Annotated in this window: 20 protein-coding genes; 14 read left to right on the top strand and 6 right to left on the bottom strand. The window is 48.3% G+C overall.

From position 1 onward, the window contains the following. Positions 1-20: 20 nt before the first annotated feature. Positions 21-506 carry a phosphate-starvation-inducible protein PsiE gene (locus CAP50_RS04155; protein WP_075101568.1) on the top strand — a complete coding sequence of 162 codons (486 nt, stop codon included), beginning with the start codon at positions 21-23 and terminating at the stop codon, positions 504-506. A gap of 211 nt (positions 507-717) precedes the next feature. Here CAP50_RS04155 and CAP50_RS04160 read toward each other — a convergent pair whose 3' ends face one another. The 4 genes from CAP50_RS04160 to CAP50_RS04175 all read right to left on the bottom strand — a co-directional run bounded on the left by CAP50_RS04160 (position 718) and on the right by CAP50_RS04175 (position 5,937). Beyond that, positions 718-2,166, bottom strand: a complete 1,449-nt coding sequence (locus tag CAP50_RS04160; RefSeq protein ID WP_083608550.1) for a di-heme oxidoredictase family protein — start codon at positions 2,164-2,166, stop codon at positions 718-720. A gap of 38 nt (positions 2,167-2,204) precedes the next feature. Next, entirely contained in the window at positions 2,205-3,941 is a 1,737-nt protein-coding gene (locus CAP50_RS04165; RefSeq protein ID WP_100749124.1) for an RCC1 domain-containing protein, read from the bottom strand. Positions 3,942-4,277: 336 nt separating this feature from the next. Beyond that, positions 4,278-5,492 carry a magnesium/cobalt transporter CorA gene (gene corA / locus CAP50_RS04170; protein ID WP_075101502.1) on the bottom strand — a complete coding sequence of 405 codons (1,215 nt, stop codon included), beginning with the start codon at positions 5,490-5,492 and terminating at the stop codon, positions 4,278-4,280. Positions 5,493-5,547: 55 nt separating this feature from the next. After that, a complete protein-coding gene (locus CAP50_RS04175; RefSeq protein WP_100749125.1) occupies positions 5,548-5,937 on the bottom strand; it encodes a DUF2237 family protein in 390 nt (129 codons plus the stop codon). 499 nt (positions 5,938-6,436) lie between these two features. On the opposite strand from CAP50_RS04175, the gene CAP50_RS04180 reads away from it, so the two are divergent. The 12 genes from CAP50_RS04180 to CAP50_RS04235 all read left to right on the top strand — a co-directional run bounded on the left by CAP50_RS04180 (position 6,437) and on the right by CAP50_RS04235 (position 22,547). Beyond that, a complete protein-coding gene (locus CAP50_RS04180; protein ID WP_100749126.1) occupies positions 6,437-7,753 on the top strand; it encodes an ATP phosphoribosyltransferase regulatory subunit in 1,317 nt (438 codons plus the stop codon). Between the two features lie 192 nt (positions 7,754-7,945). Next, positions 7,946-9,235 carry an adenylosuccinate synthase gene (locus CAP50_RS04185; protein ID WP_100749127.1) on the top strand — a complete coding sequence of 430 codons (1,290 nt, stop codon included), beginning with the start codon at positions 7,946-7,948 and terminating at the stop codon, positions 9,233-9,235. A 364-nt stretch (positions 9,236-9,599) separates the two neighbouring features. Continuing rightward, positions 9,600-10,031: a nucleoside-diphosphate kinase gene (gene ndk / locus CAP50_RS04190; RefSeq protein ID WP_100749128.1), complete on the top strand. Its 432-nt coding sequence runs from the start codon at positions 9,600-9,602 to the stop codon at positions 10,029-10,031. A gap of 372 nt (positions 10,032-10,403) precedes the next feature. After that, positions 10,404-11,639 carry a 23S rRNA (adenine(2503)-C(2))-methyltransferase RlmN gene (rlmN, locus tag CAP50_RS04195; protein ID WP_172953057.1) on the top strand — a complete coding sequence of 412 codons (1,236 nt, stop codon included), beginning with the start codon at positions 10,404-10,406 and terminating at the stop codon, positions 11,637-11,639. 106 nt (positions 11,640-11,745) lie between these two features. Beyond that, positions 11,746-12,696, top strand: a complete 951-nt coding sequence (gene pilW, locus CAP50_RS04200) for a type IV pilus biogenesis/stability protein PilW (RefSeq protein ID WP_241900641.1) — start codon at positions 11,746-11,748, stop codon at positions 12,694-12,696. Further along, complete coding sequence (locus CAP50_RS04205; RefSeq protein ID WP_100749130.1) at positions 12,693-13,502, top strand: helix-turn-helix domain-containing protein; 810 nt, start codon at positions 12,693-12,695, stop codon at positions 13,500-13,502. The genes pilW and CAP50_RS04205 overlap by 4 nt, the downstream gene beginning before the upstream one ends. Positions 13,503-13,589: 87 nt before the next feature. Beyond that, positions 13,590-14,705 carry a flavodoxin-dependent (E)-4-hydroxy-3-methylbut-2-enyl-diphosphate synthase gene (gene ispG, locus CAP50_RS04210; protein WP_100749131.1) on the top strand — a complete coding sequence of 372 codons (1,116 nt, stop codon included), beginning with the start codon at positions 13,590-13,592 and terminating at the stop codon, positions 14,703-14,705. Between the two features lie 98 nt (positions 14,706-14,803). Beyond that, a complete protein-coding gene (hisS, locus tag CAP50_RS04215) occupies positions 14,804-16,093 on the top strand; it encodes a histidine--tRNA ligase (protein ID WP_100749132.1) in 1,290 nt (429 codons plus the stop codon). Between the two features lie 138 nt (positions 16,094-16,231). Continuing rightward, positions 16,232-16,993 (top strand): YfgM family protein, encoded by a 762-nt coding sequence (locus tag CAP50_RS04220; RefSeq protein ID WP_241900642.1) that lies wholly within the window; start codon positions 16,232-16,234, stop codon positions 16,991-16,993. 273 nt (positions 16,994-17,266) lie between these two features. Next, positions 17,267-18,475 (top strand): outer membrane protein assembly factor BamB, encoded by a 1,209-nt coding sequence (gene bamB, locus CAP50_RS04225; protein WP_100749353.1) that lies wholly within the window; start codon positions 17,267-17,269, stop codon positions 18,473-18,475. A 439-nt stretch (positions 18,476-18,914) separates the two neighbouring features. Next, positions 18,915-20,336 carry a ribosome biogenesis GTPase Der gene (gene der, locus CAP50_RS04230; RefSeq protein ID WP_075101512.1) on the top strand — a complete coding sequence of 474 codons (1,422 nt, stop codon included), beginning with the start codon at positions 18,915-18,917 and terminating at the stop codon, positions 20,334-20,336. 264 nt (positions 20,337-20,600) lie between these two features. Beyond that, positions 20,601-22,547 (top strand): sensor histidine kinase, encoded by a 1,947-nt coding sequence (locus tag CAP50_RS04235; protein ID WP_100749134.1) that lies wholly within the window; start codon positions 20,601-20,603, stop codon positions 22,545-22,547. Between the two features lie 121 nt (positions 22,548-22,668). On the opposite strand, the gene CAP50_RS04240 is transcribed toward CAP50_RS04235, so the two are convergent. Then, complete coding sequence (locus tag CAP50_RS04240) at positions 22,669-23,835, bottom strand: D-alanyl-D-alanine carboxypeptidase family protein (protein ID WP_075101514.1); 1,167 nt, start codon at positions 23,833-23,835, stop codon at positions 22,669-22,671. A gap of 577 nt (positions 23,836-24,412) precedes the next feature. Then, a complete protein-coding gene (locus CAP50_RS04250) occupies positions 24,413-24,847 on the bottom strand; it encodes an MCR_0457 family protein (protein ID WP_075101516.1) in 435 nt (144 codons plus the stop codon). Positions 24,848-25,598: 751 nt separating this feature from the next. Here CAP50_RS04250 and surE point away from each other — a divergent pair. Next, positions 25,599-26,495 carry a 5'/3'-nucleotidase SurE gene (surE, locus tag CAP50_RS04255; RefSeq protein ID WP_100749136.1) on the top strand — a complete coding sequence of 299 codons (897 nt, stop codon included), beginning with the start codon at positions 25,599-25,601 and terminating at the stop codon, positions 26,493-26,495. Positions 26,496-26,499 lie beyond the last annotated feature (4 nt).

Genomic DNA, 26,499 nt, shown 5'->3' on the forward strand with positions numbered 1-26,499 from the left:
ATACACATTCGCTGGGGTCAATGATGGGCATACATGAGCGCTTGCAGTATATCGGCCGTGAGTTCGTCGATATTTGCCACTACATTATCTTGTTTTTGATCAGTGTGGTGGTGGTTTGGACCGCGGGTAAAGAGTTTTTGGTGATTTTTCAAAAGGGCTCAGCAGATCTAAAAGATATCTTACTGTTGTTTATTTATCTTGAGCTGCTGGCGATGATTGGTATTTACTTTAAGACCCATCGTCTGCCTGTGCAGTTTTTGATATTTATCGCCATTACTGCTTTGTCACGACATCTAGTGGTGGACGTACAGGCCGTCTCTGACAACTTTCATCTGTGGCTATTGGCGACGATTTCGTTTGCCATTATGGTGCTTAGCGCTTCGATCGTCATCTTGACTTGGACGGCCAAAATGTTTGGTCGCCCTGAGGACTATCTGGACGATCATCAAAGCATTAGCCCTGAGCATCATTTGCCAAGCTATAGTATTAAGCGCCGCGATGATTAAGTGATTTGTCATTGATGGCGTGTTTAATCTACAGATTGGGTGTGGTGTTGATGATTGGGTATTGATGACAGACTATTGATACTTTTGTAAAAAAGAGGGCGGCTATGGCAGTGGTCCTCTTTTTTTTGCGTGTTATATATTTTGAAAAAAATCGATACGTTGGTCGCATGATATCGGTTTTTATAACCGACAGTCTGACCTCTATGGCAGGCTAAATACCTTTTAAAAAGGCCATCAACGTCTGCTGCTCGGTGGTAGAGAGTTGGCTAAAGCGTGTTTTTGCGCCTTGTGCTTCACCGCCATGCCATAGTATCGCATCGCTCAAGCTGCTGGCACGCCCATCATGCAAAAACCGAGCTTGAGGATCGCGGGCCACGATGCCGATACCCCATAATGGCGGCGTGCGCCACTCATAGCTCTCTGCGTTCTTTTCTTTTACGCCATCATCTAGCCCCGCGCCCATATCATGTAGCAGCAAGTCGGTATAAGGGTAGATGGTTTGCTGTGATAGAAGCGGGAAGCGCGCACTGTCGCCAGTTTTTTGTTTGGGTGTATGACAGCTGGCACAGCCCACTTGGGCAAACAGTTTGGCACCTGCATTAAAAGTCGACAAGTCATCTATTCGCCGCTCAGGTACGGCAAGTGCTGTCATAAAGTCAGTCACCGCATCCAGACTGCTGTCTGAGACTTCAGGGGTACCGCCATTGGGTGCCGTCCAGCAAATCGGCTGATTGACCGTGCAGTTGGGTGCCATAAACACCGAGGTCGTCAAGCCCATATCTTGTGACATGGCATTGGCGTTTTGGGTGCGTAGGCTGATGTTGATGGCTTTCCAGCCAAAGCGTCCAACGCGCTGCTGCTGATCGTCATCGACCCAATGGACGCGGCCGCTGATACCGTCATTGTCGCTATCGTTAGGGTCGGCCGCTGCGATGATATCTGCTTCAGGGATAAGATCCAGCAAGCCCATACCGACCAGTTGCGGCGAGATGCGCCCGCTGATGGCAGTTTGTCCTAACGGCTGATTGGGGTCGGTGGGAGTGAAACCAAAGGCCACTCCAGCAGGTCTGCCGTTTTGACTGGCTGTGGAGGTATAGTGCATGCGGCCTTCGGTGGCGATACTGGGGTCGATGCTTTGGTGCTGCATTTGCTCACCGTAGTAAGCGTGCGCCGCGCCTTGCTTATCCCCTAAGCGAAACAAAATCGCATCGGTGAGCTGACCGTTGGCGGCATAGACAGGCTTGCGGCCGTCTGCACTGTGGCACTGGGTACAGGCATTGGCATTAAACAGTGGCCCCACACCGTCGAACAGCGCGCGGCCCTCGCCAGCAGGTGTCCACTCTGTGATAAACAGCTCACGCCCAGGCGATACGCCGCCCAGTGCGCTGCTTGGCAGGTTTGGCATAATCTGCAAAAAAGGCTGTGCGACACTGGCGGCGATCGTCGCGTTGCCACCTGCTGGCTGCCAGTCGCTATCGACAGTGGGACGATCAGGCGTGGTCGGCGGACTTGGAAGGTTTGGTTGAGTGCTGCTTGCGTCATCCGAGCCGCCACAGGCGCTAAGCAGCGCTATCGTCACGCCAAGCGCCGTGCTTTTTATGACCGAAGAGGATAAAGACAGGGGGCGGGTGCTGCCTGCCGGTGTTGATAATAAAAACATGGTATGACCTAAAAGTATATTGACTATAAGTATATTGACTATAGTTGGCTTGGTAGTGTCACTGGTATCGGGTTGTTGTACATCCACACATGAGCGGTGTCGGCATTGCCCAGCGAGCCTTCAAAGCTCCAGCCCCATGTAAATAACTGCTCGGCTTTTGCAACATCCTCATTTACGGCATCATCGTCTTGGGTTTGCGGTTTTTGATGAGCGATCAGGTGCATAGCGCCCATGGCCATATTGTCGATATCTTTTAGGCTAGGCAGTTTGTTGGATGGCTCATCTAAATCATGGTAAATGGTCTTGCCAGCACCGTTTGTTTCGCCAAACATGCCCCATGCGTATAGGACACCATTGTTCGTTGCAGCGTTGTCACTTACAGCGTTGGTGGCTGTGCTATTGGTCGCGACGTTGTCAATCAGCGCGTAGCTGGCATTGCCATTGGCATAGACACGGCGCACGTCTTTGTCAGTAAACCAAGGCAGTTTGGTTGGGGTAGTGATGATATCTGCCCATGCATTTTGGGTGCCTTGATAGGTTTCACCGTTATAGCCCAGTTGGCTTGCGGCATTTAACCCCCAGCCGTAGACGGCCTCTTTATTGGTCAAAGCCAAGATGTGATCTCTACCAGCGGCCAGTTGAGTGACTTTTTCTGTGCTTAGCGCGGCTTCTGTGCTTGGCATGGCGTCATCATTGGCTGGCGTAGTCTTATCCACCGTGCTATTACCTAGTACGTTGATACGTACGGGTGTCGCATTTATGTTGGTGCAGTCATTAGCCAACGTACAGGCGGCTCCCTTGCCAAGGTTGGCATAGGCATCGCTGCCCCAACCCCAGACTTGACCTTTATCGTCTAATGCATAAGAGCTATTGGCGCTAGCGACCACCTGAACGATATGGCCAGCTTCTGCCGCCGAAAAGTCTACCCTGACAGGGGTACTGCTATCGCGGTTGGTATTATCTCCAAGTTGACCTTGGCCATTGGCCCCAAAAGCCCAAACGCTACCGTCTTTGGTCAATACTAAATTGTGCTTATAGCCTGCAGCGACCATGACGGCGTCTTTGATACCTTCGATGGTGCTGATATCTAAACGGCAGTCTGCTGTTTTGCTGCAGTCATGACGACCACCATCACCGCGGCCGAGCTGTCCGTATTTGTCTTCGCCCCAGCTATATACCTGACCATTTTGTGCGATGGCAAGCGAATGGTTTTGATTAAAGCTGATGGACATCACATCCTTGGGCGCGCTACTCATTAGCATCGGCGTGACTGGGTGGCCCATCACGTCAGTGAGTTTTGTGGTCAGCCCCAGCCCTGTTTGACCATAGTTATTGCGGCCCCAGCCATATAGCTGACCGTCACGTAGGGCGGCGGTATGCGAGCCACCGGCCGCGATGGTATCGCCTAGATAAAGGGTTTTGACCTTGCGCATGATGTTGCCGGCATTATCCGTGGCCTCTAGGACAATGCGGTTGCTACCGAGGCTCAATAAAATACGATCGTCAAAGTAACCTTCGGCATCTAGCGTTAGCGCTTGGGCTGGTTGTCCGTTATTAGAGTAGGTGAGCGATTTGACGCCGCTGCTGTCTTGAACTTGCCCTGAGACAAAAACGGCCGCGACGGCGCTATAGCCATTGCTAAAGTTACTGTCGGTGGTGATAAGTGGCGGCGTCCCATCTATGACCGTGGTGTGATCAGAGTCATCGCCGCATGCTGTTAAAGTCAAGATAGCAGCAGTACAAGCGGCGATCGGGGTAAGACGGGATAAACGCATAAAAACCTCAATAGGTACAAAATAATAGATATAAAATGACAATACCGCCCCGTACAAATGCTACGCGCGTAGTATTTGTCGTGCTGGCTGATAATGTAGCGAAATAAGGATAAGGGTAAGAGTGTGGCAATAATATCTAAGAATAATATTACAAATAATAATCATTATCAATCATTAATAAAAAAACAGCACCTTGAGCGATGCTGTTTTTCATCTGCATGGTAGGCGTGAGCCAAATACCAAAGTCTGATCTGTATCGAGTTTTGTGCGGGGCGTTTTGTGTTTGTTGACCGAAAAAATGACGTTAGCGTATAGCCGTTATAGCCGTTATAGCCGTTATAGCCATTTGAGGCGTTTAAAGTTGTAATACAAATAGCCGCACAGTGAGCCGATGATCACCATGATGACCAGATACGAGTACTGCCAGTGCAGCTCAGGCATAAAGTCAAAGTTCATACCGTAGATACCAGCGATGGCCGTTGGTACCGCTAAAATCCCTGCCCACGCGGCGAGCTTACGTACCACCTCGTTTTGTCCCATATTGACCATGGCCATATAGGTGTTCATCACCACGCTTAGCATCTCATTGAGGCCGTTGATGGCGTCTAACGAGTGCAGCAAGTGGTCATTGACGTCACGAAAGTAGGGCTTGGCCGCTTGCGAAAACCCAGAGACCAGCTCGCTTTTTTTGTGATTGATAAAAAAACTACAGATGTCTTGCACCGGTAAGATAATCGCCCGCATGTGTACCAGCTGTGACTTGAGCTCGTAGAGGTTTTTGAGCGTGCCCTTATCAAACTCATAGGTAAACACGTAACGCTCTTGCTCACGCAGATAACGTCCCAAACGATCGGTAATCGGCATATAGTTATCCACGATAAAATCGAGAATAGCGTGCAAGACAAATATCGGCCCCATTCTGAGCTTTTCTGGGCGGCGGTGGCAGTGCTCGCGGACAGGTGCGTAGGAGTTGGATGGACCATTGCGAATGGTGATTAAGTAGTTTTTGCCCATAAATATCGCAGTGGTGCCGTAGCGAATGACGTTGTCTTCAAGCTTGGCGGTACGTAAGACCACAAATACCATGTCGTTGTCGTAATTTTCGACTTTGGCGCGCTGATGGTCGGCAAAGGCATCCTCGATAGCAAGTTCGTGCAGACCAAAGGCTTCTTTGACTTTGACCATGGTTTGGAGGCTGGGGTCATACAAACCCAGCCAGATAAACTGGCCATTGTTACTCAGCGCCCGACTGACATCATTTAGCGCCACTTTATCGAGGTTTTCGCCGGTCTTACGAGAGTAGGCGTAGCAGTTGACGACCTCATCTTCACTGGATAGATCGATATCTTCATAGCGCTCAGAATCAGGGTCATAGACCGTCATGGTCTCGATGGTGTCTTCTCTGGTGGCATCGGCATCGCCGTAGATATAGCTATCATCATTATCGAGATATAAATGCTCATCATTCATATCCGCATAAAGACGGTTGATGTCGGAGTTAGGTTCAATACGTGCGGTTTTTTTGAGCAGTTGATCGTTATTGTGGTCCATACCCCCTCCCGTGATAAAGTAAAAAATATCTCACAAATAAAACGCGGCGCCGTCATTAAAGCGCGTGGCTTTTTAAAGTCTCAATATCGACCAAGCTCAGCAGGCTTTCGTGACAGGCTTCGAGCTTGATCGGCGGGGCGATATCAAAGTCCAAGGCCTCGACCCAGCGCAGCGCACAGATGCACCAGTAGTCGCCAGGTTTTAATCCAGCAAAACCATACTCAGGCAGGGGCGTGATCAAGTCGTTGCCGCGACTGGCAGAAAAATTCAAAAACTCGCTGGTCATCTTGGCGCAGACGGTATGCTGGCCGACATCATGACTGCCAGTATGACAAAAACCATTGCGATAATAGCCGGTAATCGGGTCAAAACAGCAGCTGGCAAGCGCCGTCCCTAAGACGTTGGTTTGGTTGATGGCTGGGTTTGGGTGGTAATCAGGTGACATAAGGCTTCCGAGATAAAAATATGTGTTAGTGTAACATGAGTCTGTCTGCATGGCGTTGTTCTTGCTGGGGTAGTTCGCGCACGTTTTTATCAAGTGATGCAAGCGCATAGCGGCTATTTGACGGACGCTATTTGTTCAATACGAGCAGATAGCCGTCGCCATATCTGCTGATGCTCATGATGCCATGGACGATAATTAGATAGTAATTGTGCCCAATTGTCACTAGGCGAACCTTGACTGCTATGCTAAACTAAAGCATAAAGTGCCTTGATTATTTATCTCTGTTTATTAGCGCATAAAGATACTCGTCTTATCATCCTAAATTATACTTATTACTCACCCTGTTGCGGTTACCTAGTTTGTTTATAAATAATTGGGTCAATGATGTTGTGTGTTAAAAACACAACGATACGATGTCAATGCCCTTATAAATACAACCTTTTAGTACCGCATCAGTACCGCGTTTTTTGGTAAGCGATACGCCAAACAAGGATTTATTGTGTCTGTCAGTTCTGATTCTGCAAAACCTGCCCAGTTAAATGCAACAAAAAATGCGGCCACTCAGCCTGCCGATAGCGTTGCTAAATCCAATAGCATGCCCTACCTAAACCACTTTGCCAGCGATGTGGCCAACAGTTGGCTGTTGCCTGATGGCGTGGTGGATGTATTGTTTGAAGACGCGCATAAGCAAGAGGTGCTTAGGTACCAATTGACGCAGCAGCTGATCACTCATGGCTATCAGTTGGTCAACCCGCCGATGATTGAGTTTACTGAATCACTGTTAAGTGACGCTTCAGAAGACTTGAAACGTCAGACGTTCAAGATCATCGATCAGCTGACGGGTCGTTTGATGGGCTTGCGTGCCGATATTACCCCACAGATTTTGCGTATCGATGCGCATCATGGCGGTACCGGTATTGCGCGTTACTGCTATGCAGGTGATGTGATTCACACCTTGCCGTCAGGACTGTTTGGCTCACGTACGCCCTTGCAGTTAGGCGCTGAGATATTTGGCTGCGCCGATTTGGCAGCCGATATCGAGCTGATTGATGTCTTGTTTGGGATGGTCAATACACTAGATATGAGCGCGGCGCTGCATATTGACTTGGGTCATGTGGCGATATTTAAGCGTTTGGCTGAGATGGCGGCGCTATCTGACAGCGACGCTGAGCAATTGATGCATTTGTATGCCAATAAAAACCTACCAGAGCTCAAACGCGTTTGCCAAGCATTGCCAATGGGCGATGACTTTTATGCCTTAGCGCGTTTTGGTCACGATATCGATAATTTGCTGACCAAGCTCTCTACTGCTGCGCAGCAAGATGAACAGATATCTACGGCTATCGATGAGCTACAGCGCCTAAAAACGCACCTAAAAACGCAGTGGCAGTGTCCGGTGAGTGTCGATGTGACTGAGCTATCAGGCTATCACTATCATACTGGCATTGTCTTTAATGGCTATATCAATAGCGAGACTCAGCCGCTGGTACGCGGCGGGCGCTTTGATGGTATGCAAAGCGGTGGCCATCTGTCCGTCAGCCAGCCACGCGAAGCCACAGGCTTTAGTATGGATGTCAGCCGTTTGCTGGCGCACACGCAGCTTGAAGTGCCGAGTATCGTGCTGATTGATTATCAAGCCGCCACTCAAGCAAGCCCTGAGCAGCGACAAACCTTGCTCCAGCAGGCCACCAGCTTACGCGAGCAGGGCTACCGTGTCACCATGCCACTAAACGCGGACGATCGTCCCGATGGCGTGACACATCGTTTAGGTTTTGCTGACAATCAATGGCAACTACAAACCATCTCGCTTAACTAGATTCAGTTTGGCTGACTTATAGATATATTTACAGTGGCATCGCCGCTTGGATAAAGATTTTAAGATAAAACATACTTGGTTTGGCGCGGCAATGATAAGCGCGCTGAGCACAAGCATCAAACACTGCTAACATCACGTTAGTTTTGCAACCGTTATTGCACACACCTCAATACATAAAGGTAAGGATTGATCATGGGTAAGAATGTCGTAGTTTTGGGTAGCCAATGGGGCGATGAAGGTAAGGGTAAAATCGTTGATTTACTTACCGAAAAAGCCTCAGCCGTCGCTCGTTTTCAAGGCGGTCACAACGCTGGGCACACACTGGTTGTCGATGGCAAAACCACCGTCCTACATTTGATCCCATCGGGTATCTTGCGCGAAGGCGTCACCTGCTTCATCGGTAACGGTGTGGTACTAGCGCCAGACGCCCTACTAAAAGAGATAAAAGATCTAGAAGCTAATAACGTACCAGTACGCGAGCGTCTACGTATCTCGCCAAACTGCCCACTCATCATGCCATATCACGTGGCACTTGACCAAGCACGCGAAGCTAAACGCGGTACAGGCAAAATCGGTACCACAGGTCGCGGCATCGGTCCTGCATATGAGGACAAAGTGGCGCGCCGTGCCATCAAGCTTGCTGACTTGTTCCGCGATGATTTAGAAGAAAAACTACGTAACCTAATCGAATATCACAACTTCCAACTGACACAGTATTATAAAGTCGATGCCATCGATTTTGATGAGACCTTTAAGCTGTGCCAAGAGTGGCGCGAAGAGATCAAAGGCATGGTTACTGATGTGACCGAAGACCTCAATCAATTGCGCCTTGCTGGCAAAAACCTAATGTTTGAGGGTGCACAAGGTACGCTACTTGATATCGACCACGGTACCTATCCTTTTGTCACCAGCTCAAGCGTCACAGCAGGCGGCGTATCAACTGGTACGGGTATCGGCCCATTGTACCTAGACTATGTACTTGGTATCACCAAAGCCTACACCACGCGCGTTGGTAGTGGCCCATTCCCAACAGAGTTGTTTGATGATGTGGGTGCCCACTTAGCCAAAGTCGGCCATGAGTTTGGCGCGACCACTGGCCGCGCGCGTCGCTGCGGCTGGTTTGATGCCGAGGCATTACGCCGTGCGGTGGTATTGAACTCTATGTCAGGTATCTGCTTGACCAAGCTTGACGTCTTAGATGGTCTTGAAGAACTGCTAATTGGTGTGGGTTACAACCTCCCTGAGACAGAATGTGCTGGCGCGCACGACGCAGAGTTCTATGAGTCTGTCACACCGAAGTACGAAACGATGGAAGGTTGGAGCGAGTCTACCGTTGGTATTACCAACTATGATGACCTACCAGAAAACGCCAAAAAATACATCAAACGTATCGAAGCATTGATTGGTTGCCCAGTAGATATCATCTCAACCGGCCCTGACCGCGAAGAGACCATCGTACTTCGTGATCCGTATGATGCTTAGTGCTTACTATAAGTCTTGGTGTTATAAGCACTAACTGGCTTTTAGTATTAATCAAGTAGTATTCATCAAGTAGTATCAATTAAAAGGACCCCAGTGCTGAGCATTGGGGTCCTTTTTGGTCAATGTGATGACCGTATTAATAATTAGCGGATCATAAATTTACTTTTATGCAAGGTGCGGTCATAAATTAACCCTATCATTTATAGCCTCAATCATTATAATAGGCAACAATCCTATGTTGACGCTCGTGTTTTGCTATCGATAAATCATGAGTTATCCGCTTCGTCGACATGGCGGCCAACGTTAAAACAAAGCATCTATCCCTTTACTTTTACCAAACTGACCCCCTATTAGGAGTTTTTTTATGGCTAACGAACGTACTTTATCTATCATCAAGCCTGATGCCGTCGCTGGCAACAATATCGGCGCTATTTATAGCCGTTTTGAAGAAGCGGGTTTAAAAATCGTTGCTGCAAAAATGTTGCATCTTGATGACAAAAAAGCAGGCGGTTTTTACGCTGAGCATGCCGAGCGTCCATTTTATAATGCTTTGGTCTCATTCATGACTTCAGGCCCTGTTGTCGTTTCTGTATTAGAAGGCGAAAACGCCATTGCTAAACACCGTGAAATCATGGGCGCAACCAACCCAGCCGATGCTGCCGAAGGCACTATCCGTGCTGACTTTGCTAGCAGCATCGACGAAAACGCGGTTCATGGTTCAGATTCAGCTGAGTCCGCAGCACGTGAAATCAGCTACTTCTTTAATGATGACGAAGTATGTGCACGTACGCGCTAAGAGCAGCCAGTTATTGATAGCAGCCGAGAGGTTGGTTATGAATAATTTGTGTCGCAAGACGGCTTATATCTGATGGGTATAAGCCGTTTTAGCTATTTTGGTTTGTCTGTTTTTTCGCCGTCTTTGTGTTATTGAAATTTTTTATTATTTGCCTCATTATTGTCTTTATCTAGCATTATCAATCCTTTATCAGTATGGCTGCTCATTTTTTGTGCTTGTCGCTATGTATGATTGGCATAAGTACAAGAGACGCTGCGCTCATAATGGATTGCTAATGGCCATATTTGCCATAAGGCGTATGGAGAGCAACACTCATCGCTTATATCAACAATTGCCACGCTTAATTTAGCTGATGCAAAAAGGTTACCTATTATGTCCACTGTTCAATCTCCGATCCAGCATGTCCCTGCCACCTCCAAAGCCAGCATCAAGCTGGTCGATGAAGCGCAGGCCAAGACCAATCTTTTGGGGATGACCCAAGCACAATTGGCTGACTATTTTAAAAGCCTCGGCGAAAAGCCATTTCGCGCGACGCAAGTAATTAAATGGATATATCAGCACGGGGTGACAGATTTTGAGCAGATGACCAATCTGAGCAAGTCACTGCGCGATAAATTGTCGCTGAATGCCTGCGTGACTCCGCCTAAGGTTATTCATCGTCAGTACAGTGATGATGGTACGCGTAAATGGGTGTTTGAAGTGACGGGTGGCTCGCTGGTGGAGACGGTATTGATTCCGGCGGATGATAATAAATCAAATGGCCGCAAAACCTTATGCATCTCTTCGCAAGTCGGCTGCGCGCTCGACTGTAGTTTTTGTAGTACCGGTAAGCAGGGTTTTGAGCGCGATCTGACGGCGGCTGAGATCATCGGGCAGCTGTGGGTGGCCAATGCTTCCTACATGAGTGATGATAATGACAGCTTAGAGGCTGTCGATCATAGCGCTTGGGAAAACCATGTAACCAACGTGGTGATGATGGGTATGGGTGAGCCTTTATTAAACTACAAGCCTGTGATCGGCTCGATGGAGATTATGCTCAGCGACCATGCTTATGGCCTCTCAAAACGCCGCGTGACATTGTCGACCTCAGGCGTGGTACCCAAGATGTATCAGCTGGCACAAGATCTTGATGTGGCTTTGGCGATATCCTTGCACGCGCCCAATGATGAGCTGCGTGATGAGCTGGTGCCTATCAATAAGAAATACCCGTTAAGTGAGCTGATCGCTGCGGCAAAAAACTACGTGTATGATGTCAATCCGCGCCACAAAAAACACGTCACCATTGAGTATGTCATGCTTGATGGCGTCAATGACAGCGATGAGCATGCGCGGCAGTTGGTGGCGTTGTTGGATGGCCTGCCAAGTAAGATTAATTTGATACCGTTTAATCCGTTTCCGCATGCACCATATGACAAATCAAGTAACAACCGCATCCATGCGTTTAGCAATATCTTAAGTGACGCTGGGTTTGTGTGTACCATTCGTCAAACGCGCGGCGACGATATCGATGCGGCTTGCGGCCAGCTGGTCGGGCAAGTCGCCGACCGCACTCGTCGTTCAGCGGCATGGCAGCAAAGCATCAAAGCGCGTGAAAACGCTGAGTTGTGATTCATCATACAATTAATCACAACTAAATTGTACTTATGGGGGCTAAATCTATTAAACTGATGCTTCGATTATCGAACGCATTGAATCCAGTTTTATGATGGCGGCTATGATGACTTCTAAAAATTCTTGTCAAAATAAGTATCAAAGCGTGTGTTTTTTGACTGACAAACCATGGATGACAGCCACGTTGCCAGTCGTGGCACAGACGGCACTGACATCCAAACGGCTACTGCTTGGGATGGCGATGGTGGGGCTGTTTTTGACGGGGTGTCAAAGCACGCCAACCGATGATTTATTGGGGGATACTCCTTATCAAACGTCGACGCGGCCGAGCAATGATCGAAACTTGGATCAACAAGAAATTGCGCGCGTACGCACCTCGCTTGCGGCGCAATATATTCGCAAAAACGAGCTTGATACCGCCCAACGCCAGCTTGAAAAAGCCTTCGCTGCCGATAGCCGTTACGCGCCAGCCTATGATATGATGGGCGTTTTGCTGCAGCAAGAGGGCAGCCGTATCAATCTGCAAAAAGCCGATCAGTACTTTAAAAAAGCCATCGCGCTTGATAAAGACTTTGAGCAAGCTCACAATAACTATGGCGTGTATTTGTCGCAGATGAAACGCTATAAAGAGGCGGCTGAGCAGTTTGAGATTGCAGGGGCAGCGCTTGGCTACGAAGGTCGTATCGGCGCGCTGGAAAATCTAGGCCGTACCTACCTACAGATGGGCGACCGTACTGCTGCGGCCAAAGCGTTTTTACGCGCGCTAGATGGCAACCGCAATAGCATTATCGCCCATATCGAATTGGTGGATTTATTGCTTGAGCAGCAGCGGGTGGCCCAAGCACAAAAACTTTATGATGAGACATTGATCTTGGTACAAGGGCAAGGTATCAGCCCGCGCTTGCTATTACAAGGCATCAAACTTGCGGCGGCTCAAAACAACATAACCACACGCCAGCAATTGGCACAGCAGCTTTTATCCGCTTATCCACTAAGTGATGAAGCAAAACAACTTAAGACTTGGCTTAACAATCCAGAGGCACCATGGAAATGACCACCCCATCATCAAACACTCAATCAAACACTCAGGGATCATTTGGTGCCATGTTGCAGCAAGCCCGCAAAACAAAGCAAGTCAGTCTAGAAGAGGCCGCCGCCGAGCTGTTTATTTTAAAGCGTCACCTAAAAGCCTTAGAAAACGAGAATTTTGCAGATTTGCCGCAAGCCGCGTTTGCTCGTGGTTTTGCTATCAACTATGCCAAGTTTTTGGGGTTGGACCCTGTAAAGATCGCCAGCAGCTTTGATGCCGCCTATCCCAATGAGCTAAAACCATATTCAGTCAACAACATTGATACACCGCTGCGCCCGATGGGCACCTTGCAGCGCGACACTCACAACCGTATTCGTTTCAATCCGTTACTGATTATCGCGGTCATTGGCGTTATTATCTTAGCGATTTTTTTATTCCGCATGGTCAGTAATGCCAGCAAAGAAAACACCCAAGCACCGACCAACGCTGTCGAAGACATCTCGGCACTCGAGCAGGCTCAAGGCGCTGCTATCGATAGCAAGACGGGTGTGGGTGCCGCAGGCTCTGCGCTTAACATAGGCGCGGCGAGCAGCACCGCGACGTTAGAGGTGATGTTAAGCGACGAGGCGGTGGTGGTGATTACTGATGCGTCAGGGAGCAATCTGATGAACGGCGCTCAAAGCACAGGTAGCTATAAGCTATCTGGCATACCACCATTTAATGTACAGATCGATAATGTCGATAATGTCAGCTTAATGCTCAACCAAGAGGCGGTGGCATTAGAGGCGTACGCCACTGATAAGCAAGCCAGTTTTGAGCTTGCGCCATAAGTGAGCAAAAGCATCATAACGTCGCATCGTTAGGTATTATTGTCAGGGTTTATTTTTATTTTTTTGCTTTAACCAAAGGGTTTGTCTATGTCAACGTCAGCGCCTATTAACCGTCGTCTTACCAAAAAAATATATGTCGGTGATGTCGCGATTGGGGGTGATGCACCGATTAGTGTGCAAAGCATGACCAACACCGAGACTTGTGATGTGGCCGCGACGGTCGCACAAATTGAGCGCTGCGTAGAAGCAGGCGCTGATCTGATGCGCGTCTCGACCCCGACGATGGATACGGTCAACGCCTTTGCCGAAATCCGTAAACAGGTCAGCGTGCCGCTCATCGCCGATGTGCATTTTGATCATAAGATTGCTTTGGCAGTGGCCGAAGCAGGTGCTGATTGTTTGCGTATCAACCCAGGTAATATCGGTAGTGATGCCAAAGTACGTGAAGTGGTTGCCTGCGCCAAGCATCACAATATCCCGATTCGTATCGGTGTCAACGCAGGCTCGCTAGAAAAAGACATCCAGCGAAAGTATAAAGAGCCGACGGGTGAGGCGATGCTAGAGTCCGCGATGCGCCATATTGATATTTTGGAGCGTCTCAATTTTGATCAGTATAAAGTCTCAGTCAAAGCCAGTAATGTGTTTTTGACATTAGAGGCGTATCGTCTGCTCTCAGCCCAAATTGACAACCCGCTACATCTAGGCGTGACCGAAGCTGGTGTCTATCGCACCGGTGCGGTCAAATCTGCCATTGCATTAGGGGGGCTGCTCCTAGACGGCATCGGCGATACCATTCGTATCTCTCTAGCGGCAGAGCCTGAAGAAGAAATTAAAATCGGCTTTGATATTTTAAAGTCGCTAAACATCCGCTCAAACGGTGTCAATTTTATCGCTTGTCCTAGCTGCTCGCGCCAAGAGTTTGATGTGATCAAAGTGATGACAACGCTAGAGTCGCGTCTCGAGGATATTCGTGAGCCGATGGATCTGTCAGTGATTGGCTGCAAAGTAAATGGCCCAGGGGAGGCCAAAGAAGCCGATATCGGTATCGTCGGTGCTGCGCCAAAGTCATTGGTCTACCGTATGGGCGAGAAAAGCCATTTGATCAATACCGAAAACCTAGTCGATGAGATTGAAAGTATGGTGCGCGCCCATGCTGAAGACTTGGCAAAAAAGCGCGAAAATGAGATTATTCGCGTTAAATAAATACCAGTAGCGCTAACGGATACCAGTAGTGCTGTCGCTGTTTTTAGGTTAATTATATAAAAAAGAACTTGTGATAAATTTAAGGATATGACCGTACCATGATCAAAGCTATCAAAGGGTTTAATGATATTTTGCCTACCCAATCGGCAAAATGGCTACAATTAGAAGCGATATTGGCGGATGTGCTGGGTAGGTACGGTTATGAGCATATTCGTCTGCCTATCGTCGAGCAGACTGATTTGTTTGCCCGTGCTATTGGCGGGGCCACCGACATCGTCGAAAAAGAGATGTATAGCTTTGCCGATAAATCTGAGCCGCCCACTCCTTTGACCTTGCGCCCAGAGGGCACCGCAGGCGCGGTAAGGGCTGTAATCGAGCACAATCTACTGCGCGGTGATACGCCCAAACTATGGTACATCGGCCCCATGTTTCGCTATGAGCGCCCGCAAAAAGGCCGCTATCGTCAGTTTCATCAATTAGGGGTCGAAAGCTTCGGTAGTGCGCTGCCCGATGCCGATGCTGAGCTGATCGCGATGACGCATCTAATGTGGCAAGCGCTGGGTCTCAAAGACGAGATGCGCTTGCAACTAAACAGCTTGGGTGAAATCGACGAGCGCCATGCTTACCGTGAGGCTCTAGTCGCTTATCTAACCGACAAACAAGACCAGCTTGACGAAGACAGCAAGCGCCGTCTGACGACCAACCCGCTACGTATCTTAGACAGCAAAGAGGCGAGTACGCAGGCGTTATTGGCAGAAGCGCCAAAGCTGGCTGAGTTTTTGGGTACGGAGAGCATGGCGCACTTTGAGCAAGTGCAGGCATACTTGACCGCGCTTGGTATCGATTTTGAGATCAATCCGCATCTGGTACGCGGTCTGGATTATTACAATAAGACTGTCTTTGAATGGGTGACAGACAAGCTAGGTAGCCAAGCTACCGTCTGTGCAGGTGGCCGTTATGATGGTTTGATTGGCCAGCTAAAGTCTGTCGGTACCGACGGCAGTAAACCTGCCAAATCTGAGCCTGCCGTTGGATTTGCCATGGGGCTTGAGCGTTTATTATTGTTACTAGAGGCGGTCGCGCCGATGGCAGACGTTTCGGCCTGCGATGTCTTTGTGGTCGCTCATCCAGAAGTCTATAGCGCCGGTATCAAGTATGCCCAAAACCTACGTTATGAGCGTCCAGATATCCGAGTCAAGATGGCAAGTGCCACCAGCCTAAAAGCGCAAATGAAAAAGGCGGATAAATCAGGGGCTGCGCTCACGGTGATTATTGCTCAGCAAGAGCTCGATGACAATCTGGTGAGTATCAAAGACATGCAGACAGGCGAGCAGCGTAGTGTCTCGCAAGACTGGCTATCGAATGCAGACAATTTTTCGCGCCAGTGATGAATGGGTCGATTGATTAGTCGATCAATTAATAGATTAATCAGGTGATATCGGCTTTCGCCTCAGCATTTTTATAACACTTTTATTAGGTAACCCTTTATGGCTTTGACACCCAATTCGCCAAATCCAGACAATTCCATGGACGCGTTAAAGCAGTATGGCAGCTATATCGTCACTGCAATTTTGTTGGCGTTGGCCGCTTATTTTGGTTGGACATACTGGCAAAATAACCATGCGCGCGTCGATACAGTCGCAGCAGATCACTACGCGGATATCCAACGGCTCAATGAAGAAATCAGTCTGGCGGCGCAAAACCCAGATTTGGAAGCTGAGGCGCAAGAAGCGCTGGCACAAAGCCGTACACAACTGGATAAAGATATCGACGCATTGGTTGGCGCCCACGGCGAGTCAGTCTATGCGTGGCAAGCACTGATGATAAAAGCCCGCCATCAAGTGGATAGTGATGACTTTACCGCCGCGGCAAATACCCTGAAGCAAGCATTAGCGATTGACTTGGGCGACGCTGGCCTAAGCGCCATCACCCGTCTACGTTATGCCAACACGCTACTGGCAGCAGGCGATGCTGAGGGCGCACTGGCAGAAGCCAAACAGGACATACCAAGCTCATTTGAAGCCAGTCAGCAAGAGTTGCTAGGCGATATCTATCTGGCACAAAACGATAAAGATTTGGCCATCAACGCTTACAATAATGCGTGGGAGCTGTTACGTGAGCGTCAAGAAATGCGTGCAGTATTGGCATTGAAGATGGAGAGCTTGGGGGTAATGCCTGAGCCTATCGAGGCGCAAGCCAGTCTGATCCAAGAGCCTGCTGTACCAGCGCCTGCGATATCTGAGCCGCCACCAGTAGTAGAGGGCGCACCGGCCGAAGTTACACAGTAGTGGTATTGTATTAGGCGCTATTAACGAATAATAGCGCTGATGTTTTATCAGCACCCTAGGCAGTACCAACAGAATTCTATATGCTAGATTGGCGGCCAGTGGGCTGATCGTGAGAGCAGAGTTGATAAGTGGCTGTTATCTATTTAAAAGTTTTATAACAGTCACCAAGATAACTAAAACCAGGCAACACTGTGAGCAGATCATTGATGGATGAGCCACAGACTGACCGCCCAATCCACTAATCCATAATAATTTTTGTAGTGAGAACCTATGATGACTCAATCCATTCGCTCGAGCAACATGTCAACAGCCAATATTATCAAAAAGACAGTCATGCATGTGGCCGTACTGGCAGTAATGAGCACTGCAGTGATTGGGTGTAATCGCGGTATCAAGCCTGTCGTCAATGATCCTGTCGATTTGGTACAAATTGCAGAGCCGGTCACTGTGCTACAGCCTGTCTTTAGCGCAGATGTTGGCAATAAAAAAGCCAGCAAAAAAGATCCTTTGGCGCTGCAAGTTGGCTATGCCAATGGTCAAATGGTCACAGCCTCACGCGGTGGCGACTTGATAGGGTTTGATAATGCAGGTGAGCGTCTGTGGTCAGTCAATGTCGGTGATCAAATCACCGGCGGCGTGACAGTAGATGCCTTAAGCCAAACGGCAATCATTAGCACACGTGGCGGTCAGGTGATGGCGTTTGATAGTACAACGGGTGCCAAACGCTGGCAGCAGCAGCTATCAGGGTCGGTATTGACGCCGGCTTTGGTCAGTAATAATCGCGTGATTTTGTCAGCGAATGATGGATTTTTGCACGGTTTATCTCTACAAACCGGCCAGTCCGTATGGCAGTTTGCCACCCAGGTGCCTGCCATCAGTGTACGTGGTAGCGCCGCACCAACCCTACTAGACAGCAAGACTGCGCTGCTGGCCACCGCGGATGGCCGACTGCATGCGGTGACGGTTGATAGTGGTCTGCCGCAGTGGTCGAGACGCGTCGGTGTCGGTATGGGCAGTAGCGAAGTTGAGCGTATGAGCGATGTCGATGGCACGCCTATCGTTGATCAAAACCAGCTGTTTGCAATCAGCTATAGTGGTCAGTTATTGGGTATTGATTTGGCCTCGCGTCAGGTTTTATTTGTCAATGAGCTTGCCAGTCTCAAATCCCTTGCTGTCAATAATCAGCAAGTCATCGCCACCAGCCTAGATGGTAAAGTGGTTACGTATGATCGCAGCAATGGCGAGATGCTCTGGGAGAGCGATGAGCTGGCGTATCGTCACTTGACCAATCCTGTGATGATTGGTAATTATATCGCGGTTGGTGATTTAGAAGGTGTGGTGCATTTGTTCAACCCTGCCAATGGTCAAATCATCAGCCGTGTACAGACCAAGGGGGCGTTGACCAACTTGCAAGTACAAGGAAGTCGTTTGCTAACGCAGAGCGCTACAGGTCAAGTGGCTATCTGGCAGCTGATACGTTAAGTATCATAGGCTGTGCCGCGCGGCAGCTGATGAGTCGTGATATTGTTATCAGTCAGTCATTGGCTATCAGACTTGCGGTTTGACATCACGATCACTACTATTATCACTCACGCTGCTAGGTCAGCGTTTTGTGCTTGGTTGTAAACTGCTTGTTTAAACGCAGGCTTTCGCGTACTCTATGCGACCGATATGCGGTAGGTTTACCATATAGACGACATCATTTGATAGATCCGATAAAATGGTGTCTGAGAGATATAATCATCACTGTAGGCTTGCTTACTATAGAGTCTATGTCATAGGGTCTATGTTATAGGGTCGATGATTGTATCTGCTGTCGTTTTATCATTTATATTAATTTGCGGTCACGTACAACAATATTTGCGACTATGATTTTAGTCGCTGTACGGTCTGCCATTGTGCCTTTCACTGAGAGTAACCCATGAGTATCAAGCCTGTGGTCGCCTTAATTGGTCGTCCAAACGTCGGTAAATCCACCTTATTTAACCAGTTTACAAAAAGTCGGCAGGCATTGGTTGCTGATATGTCGGGGCTGACGCGTGACCGTCAGTACGGCGATGCTACCTACGAAAACAAATCGTTCATCGTTGTCGATACGGGCGGTATCGGTGAGGCAGACGATGGCAGTGGCAATATCGATGACTATATGTCTGAGCAATCGCACACAGCGATTCATGAGGCAGATATCATCGTGTTTGTGGTGGATGCGCGGTCTGGCATGATTGGTGCTGATGCTGAGATTGGTAAGTTTTTGCATACATTGGGCAAGCCTGTCTATGTGGTCGCCAACAAAGTCGATGGCGTCCATGATGCCGCGCCTGCGGAGTTTTATGCGCTTGGTTTGGGCGAGCCGTATCCGATGGCCGCCAGCCACGGCCGCGGTGTTGGCAACTTGCTAGAAGTGCTGACCGCTGACATGCCTGAGCAAGAAAACGTCGTCGAACCAAATGGCTTAAAACTTGCCATTATCGGTCGTCCAAACGTCGGCAAATCCACCTTGGTCAACCGTTTGCTTGGCGAAGATAGGGTGGTGGTATTTGATATGCCAGGCACCACGCGTGACAGTATTTATATTCCTTATAAACGGGATGGTAAGGATTATGTTCTTATCGACACCGCAGGCGTGCGCCGCCGCGGCAAAATCGATGAAAAAGTAGAAAAATTCTCCGTTATCAAAACCCTACAAGCCATCGAAGACTCCAATGTGACGGTGATTGTCATCGATGCGCAAGAAGGCATCGTCGATCAAGACTTGCATATGATAGGCTATGCGCTCGATGCAGGTCGGGCGCTGGTGGTCGCGATAAACAAATGGGATGGCCTCAGCCAAGACCAAAAAGATTATATCAAGCTTGAGATGGATCGCCGCTTTAGTTTTATTCCTTTTGTGAAAGTGCACCTGATCTCAGCGCTACATGGTACCGGCGTGGGCAACTTATACCCGTCGATTTTGCGCGCTTATCAGTCATCTATGTTTGAGGTGTCGACCAATCGCTTGACGCAGATATTGCAAGACGCTGTGACAGCCAACCCACCGCCGACCGTCGCAGGTCGCCGTATCAAGTTGCGTTATGCGCATATCGGTGGTCACAACCCACCGGTCATCGTCATTCACGGTAACCAAACCAGTGCGCTACCGAAGAGCTATCAGCGTTACCTCGAAAACCAATTTCGTCAAGTCTTTAAGCTTGAAGGCACACCGCTGAATGTCATCTTTCGACAAAATGACAACCCCTATGCCAATAAAAGCGACACACCGACGAAAGCAAAAGCGCAGCAGTTACGCCAACGTGAGCGCAATCGGGCAAAAAAATTCACTACCAAAGACAAAAAACCGCGCTAACTTGCTAATGGCTAACTTGCCAGTGGCGAGGGTACGAACCAGTCGCTTTATGATGTCGCCTGTATCGTTGTTATGACAAGGCGACATAGTGCTGCGCCGCTGTTTTTATTCTCACCTCGTTGTGTATAGTCAATCCAATATAAAATTGGCACCTCTGATGCCAGTAGGACGGTACCTGCCCAAAAATATCTGCATGTTTGTCTTATCACTTCTGCAAAATACCTGTAGTATGAATAAAAAGTTGTCTTGGCTTCGTTGAGTGATATGAATAGCCCTCGTTCTCGCACCATTCCTATGCTTATCTGGCGCTCTGTCGTACAGGCCATTACGCTGGCTGTGTTGGCAGGGTTTATATTGTCTTTTATCTATGGTCTGACTTATCATTACAAAGAAACGCATCGGCATATAGATCAGCTTGCCGCGGTACTGACCGCCAGTGCCTCGACAGCAGAAGGGGCAGATATCGTAGCGGAGCAAGTTGCCTTTTTATTAGAAAATGAGCCAAGTATTCAGAGTATTTTATTTTACTCAACCCCTCAGCCTATCAGTGATACCAATCAATCTAGAGGCGACTGGAAAAACGCCCTGTTTGCCGATACGGTCAGCTTTAATTACCCAGTCGTCAGTAATGACTTGCAACCAGACAGTCTCACTATTGCCGCTACATTCTCTGATGCTGATGGTTTACCGCGCCAGTCATCAGGCGTAGCGGCGTCCTCAAGCACCACAAAAAATGCCAATAGTACGCTGGTCGGTTATATTAATATCACCTTAGATGTCAATAAACTGCGCGCAAGCTGGTTTCAAAGCAATGCTTTATTGTGGCTGGTTACGATTTTGCTGGCTGTGGTCTGGGCGCTGTATGTCTTACGTAAGCTCAACTGGCCGGTTAGGGATGTGGACGCGCTCACTGAGGTATGCGACATCATCATTAGGACGCCTGAGCTTGAAAAACTGCCCGTTATCGCCCAGCATTTTAATTTTCAGGAGCTGGCGCAAATCAAGCAGGCTTTGATTGTGCTGTTTAAACGCTTGCAAGACATCAAACAAGACTATGAAGCGGTGGCGATCTTTGAGCAGCAGCTACACAGCAAAGATGTATCGCTCGATGTGCAGCTGCATAATTTTCAGAGCATGATAACCCACGAGCTAAAAACCTCATTAAATGCCATTGTCGGCGGCTTACAACTGCTAGATTATGAAACCTTGAGCCGAGAGCAAAAAGACGCGGTCGATATTATCAGTAGTGGCAGTGACAAGCTGGTGTCTTCGCTTGAGCATATCATTCAGTTGAATCAGATACAAAAAGGTCAGATGACCATTCATCTTAGTGAGTTTAACCCACTACAGCTGATCGCTGATCTGTTGGCAGAGTTTGAGCCTATTGCTAAACGTAAGGGCTTAGAGCTGATTAGCCAAGTGCATCATATAGATTATGGCCTACAAGGTGATGTAAAAAAGATACAGCAAATACTCTCGATTTTGCTAAGTAACGCCATTAAGTTTACCTCAGCGGGGCAGGTTACCATTACCTCGCAGCTCACGCATTTTGATAAAAGCAATCGCTGGCAGATCAGTGTCAAAGACACGGGCATCGGCATCGATAACAATCACATCAACGATATTTTTAATCCGTTTTTTCAGGTAGACTCGTCACAAACGCGGCAATACGAAGGTTCAGGGATAGGCTTGCCCGTCGTCAAACAAATGGCCCAGCTGATGGGAGCGAGCATCGATGTCGATAGTGCGCTGGGCGTCGGTACAGAGTTTGTCTTGACCATTCCACTACCCAACCAGCAGCAAGTTCATCAGCAGCAAGTGCTGGCGGGGCTGAGTATTATTTACTATTATTATCACGAAGCGGGATTTTTGGTGGAGGAGCTTGAGCGGTTAGGCGCGCAGGTGATCTGCCATCAGCATGAGCAGCTGGCGCTAGATGAGATATGCCACAAAAAAATCGACATAGTGATGTTTGCAGAAGACATGTATCCTGCGAGGGCTGAGGCATTGGCCACCCGTATTCGTCAGATAGAAAACGCTGATATCACCCATCGGGCGCTATTGATATACTGGTATCCAAAACACCACGTGCGCAGCTTAGAGAGCTTTGAGCATGGGTTAAAAGCCGCTGGTGTCGACTATTGCCACATGGTGACGTATAGTGATAAAGGATTGAGCGATTTGATAAAACGCTGGCTCGTTTGGACATGATATGATGGGATTAACTGCAGATATGGCGAGATGAGTGTGATACCACAAGCCTTGATTTTATGAAAAAAAAGACGCCCACCTATCGGAGCGTCTTTTTTTGTATATAAGTTATGCCAAGTGCTTAAAAAAAGCTTTGTACCCAGCGAACCACACGCTGCCAAGTGCGGCTCAAAAATCCTGATTGTTCGATATCACTGGTGGCAATAATAGGCACGGATGCCACTGCCTTGCCGTCGATGACCGCCATCATTTTACCGATCTCTTGTCCTTTTTTGATAGGGGCTTCTAAGCTTTCGGGAATATCGACCACGGTGGTTATTTTGTTTTTTTGCGTCTTACTGGTCAGTATTTGCAAGTTATCACCTGTGACCAGCTCAATTTCGTCGGTTTCGCCAAACCAGACTGGTACCTTACTGACAAACTGCCCAGCAGGTGCTTTGGTGACGGTGGTAAAGTGCCCAAAACCCCAGTTAAGCAGCTCGCGCGACTGGTCGGCACGGGCTTGCGGGCTTTCGGTGCCCATGATCACAGAAATCAGACGCATGCCATCACGTTTGCTCGAGGCGGCCAAGCAGTAGCCTGCAGCATCTGTATGCCCTGTTTTTAGACCGTCGACCGTGGGGTCAGTCGCTAGTAGGGCGTTGCGGTTGCCTTGTGTGATGCCATTGTAGGTAAACTCTTTTTCGGCATACAAGCCATAGTAGTCGCCGCTGTTTTTGATAATGGCGCGCGATAGCTTGGCCAAGTCCAGCGCTGAAGCTCTATGGCCTTCGTCAGGCATACCTGTCGAGTTGACAAAATGGGTGTTTTCCATGCCCAGCTTTTCTGCTTGCTCATTCATCAAGATGGCAAACGAGGCTTCGCTACCAGCGATATGCTCTGCCATAGCTTTTGAGGCGTCATTACCTGATTGAATAATAATACCGCGTAGCATGTCGATAACGCTCGCAGATTTATTTACCGGTACATACATACAAGACTGACTGCTACTGCCGCGGCACCACGCATTTGGGCTCATCAGCACTTGATCGTCTTCTTTTAGGTCGCTTGAGGCGAGGCGCTGCTCGATGATGTAGCTGGTCATCATTTTTGTCAAAGATGCTGGCGGTAGCGCTTCATTGGCGTTTTTTTGTGCCAAGATTTCACCAGTGTTGTAGTCCATTAATACATAGGCGGTATTGTCCATCTCGGGTGGCTGAATGGCGGCATTTGCCATTATCGCACTCATAGAAACACTTACACCAACGACCAGCTGTACCAGCTGATTTTTTACACGCTTTACTGTCATATATCGTTACACCGCATCATAAAACCAAATGTATCTGCCGCTTGCGACTCGCCCCAAACCTCGGTCATCTTTTTCGTATGTCTTAAATATTATATTCAAAAACAAGGGATTAATGATGGCAGTGACGATGGTGCGACAGACATAAAATTAACGCCTTATCTTAGCAAAATGATAACCGATGGGGAATCGATAACTGCAAAAAATAAGGCACCCCCAAAAATAAAAAGCCCTGCTTGTGTCTATGATCGCTTGTCGCGTTTATCACGTAACTCAGGCTATTTTCACCTATCTATAAGGTATCTTAAAAAACAAACCCAGCGCGATCTTCGGTTGCAAAAAAGCCTGCTGCATGGCCCATCTTCTGGCAATACAGCAAGCTTTTATGTCATCTATCACTCGTCAGAAAAACATTAAAAATCTTGACGCTTTGTCCCGCTTTGGACGCCCGCTTGTGTCGTTTTTTATTGTCGTTGATGATCAATGTTATTTTGGCGTCAAAAGCACAGTGGTACGTTTTTGTTTATTTTTTTAAATCGTCTGTCCTATCATGCTTATCATAAGTGGTGATGAGGGGGTACTAGTATTCAGCATTGGCCAAGTCTTCGCACAGCGCTCGGTTGTCTTGCTTAGAGAACCCCATCGTCCAGCTACGGATACCTTGGAGAATTTGGCGATAGTCTTGCTGCGTTGATAGGTATTGAATCGCCGCTTTGGGGTCTTCTAGTGACGGCATCAGCTCGTGCAACTGCACGTTATAAGACTTATAAAAACGCTGTTTTTGCTTGCCGTTTAGCATCGGCGGGCAAATCTCTGAAAGTACTTGCATCACAGCGATTTCATGCTTGGTGATGTTGATGCCAGACATGTCTAAAGGAATGGTCGTCGCAGCATTGTTTGCCGCATAGGAGGCTTGAGACAGCATGGCAACAGACGTTATCAGTCCTGCAAGACCTACCTTGGATGCGGTCTTCGCTAGCACAGAAGCTATAGATAATATCGATTGATTTTTCATTCTGTATTACACTCGCTTATCTTTATTTAATGGTCATATGTTAATGGGTAAAAAAACAAAAGTCACATAAAATATTGATTTATGTGTAGATATATTGTGAGCCAAAGCCATCTTGCAGCAACATATCAGCAGCATCGTCAGCTAAGTTACGTCCGCCTAAAAGTATAAGTTTGTATTGTAGTGCGTTGTTGCCTATTGTAACCTAATGGCAAGTTTTTGCTTATCATTTAATCTGTACTGGCAGTATGACACTCTGCCATAAACAGTTCAGGATAATGCTGCTAAAGCGGCAAATCCTTGAGTACTGTAGGCTGAGAGTCTTCATATTTGTATCTATTGCATCTATGGTTTGGTCTGCTATGTGTGCGTCAGTGTATGATTGGGGTATAATCGCCATTTATTTTTGCCCTTTTGCTTTTTTTGCGCTTTTACTTACGATACCAGCAGGGCGCGCTGATGATGTCTACCATGGGTAGTGAGTTAGCGCGATGTATAAGTATAAGTAAGAAGGTGTCATTGGGCGATAAATTTTACCAATCAACCGTTTGCGCTGTCGCCCTTTACTCTGTAGGCTAAGGCACCCAGCATTAGGGGCCAAACTGAGCAAATAAGCAGTTTGCCAAGGGAAACCACGTGCTTATCATCTTCGTGATGGCCTATCATCTAGGCAATGCTGCGCCGAGTATAGCAATATTATGACAAAAAGGCTGAAAAGCAGACAAACGGTCAAAGACAAAAACAACGAGCAAATATGAGATTTTTACTTAGCAATGATGATGGCGTACACGCGCCAGGACTATTGGCATTGGCTCAGGCACTATCGGCCATCGGTGAGGTCGTCGTCGTCGCCCCAAGCGAAGAGCAAAGTGGCTGCGCAAGCTCGCTTAGTGTCTCAAAGCCGCTGTATGCTCATCAGTTGCCGTCGGGGTTTGTCGCTGTCAATGGCTCTCCTGCCGACTGTATTTATCTGGCATTGCACGAGCTGTACTGTAATATGGACTTTGATTGTATCGTCACCGGCATCAATTCAGGCGCCAATTTGGGACAAGATGTCTTGTTTTCTGGTACCTTTGGCGCGGCATTGACCGCTCAGATTTTTGGTATACCCGCGATTGCCACTTCTTTGGTAGGCGGCGGTGTCAAAGGAAAAAAGGCAGGCAAACGACGAGAGCCAGAGGATGCCAGTCACTATAAGGTGGCTGCTGAGGAGATTGCCAAGCTCATTAGTGAGACCGCTATTTTGTCGACGTGTAAAAGTTTGCCCTATCACGTATTAAACGTTAATATTCCTGATGTGCACAGCAGTGCTGAGATAAAAGGCCGAAAAATCACCACGCTTGGCCATGCTCAGATTGCGCGCCCCGTCCATCACATGGTAGATCCGCGCGGGCGAGATGCGTATTGGCTGTCGTTACGCAAACGCAAAAATGCCTACGCCGCATCAGCGCTACATGATGAGGAAGGTGACGAAACGACCCAATTACCAGATCGTCAGGCGCTTAACCCCTTATACCAGCAACCCTGTGAGGTGGCAGGCGTGATGACCGACGATAAAGCCGTGGCCGAAAACTATATCAGCCTATCGCCTGTGCGATTGCACCATGCGCCAAAAGCTGCGTTAGAGACGTTGTCGAGTTTGGCCTTATGAGAAT

It is taken from the genome of Psychrobacter sp. L7 (assembly GCF_002810365.1).
Taxonomy (GTDB): Bacteria; Pseudomonadota; Gammaproteobacteria; order Pseudomonadales; family Moraxellaceae; genus Psychrobacter; species Psychrobacter celer.